The organism is Psychrobacter sp. TB55-MNA-CIBAN-0194 (assembly GCF_040309505.1).
Lineage (GTDB): Bacteria > Pseudomonadota > Gammaproteobacteria > Pseudomonadales > Moraxellaceae > Psychrobacter > Psychrobacter fozii.
Genome location: NZ_JBEOOW010000753.1, coordinates 1 through 238, shown reverse-complemented (window position 1 = coordinate 238; position 238 = coordinate 1). Strand labels below are relative to the sequence as shown.

Genomic DNA, 238 nt, shown 5'->3' with positions numbered 1-238 from the left:
CCCATGCTTCTTGCGCCGTAAAGGATAAAATCGGTGTAATCCAGCGAATCAATGCTTCAGCAATATGGTAAATCGCTGTTTGTGCAGAGCGGCGCGGTTGACCATCAGTTTGTGTGGTGTATTGACGGTCTTTGATAATATCTAAATAGAAGCTGCCCAAGTCTTGCGAGCAGAATGCGGTGATATGCTGCGTGACTTGGTGAAAGTCCATCGCATCATAAGCACTGATGATTTGTGC

General features: G+C 46.2%; 1 protein-coding gene. It reads right to left on the bottom strand.

Annotated features, from left to right (window positions below):
• The coding region (locus tag AAEY75_RS16975) for a class I tRNA ligase family protein (protein WP_352260347.1) at positions 1 to 238 on the bottom strand (238 nt) is incomplete at both ends.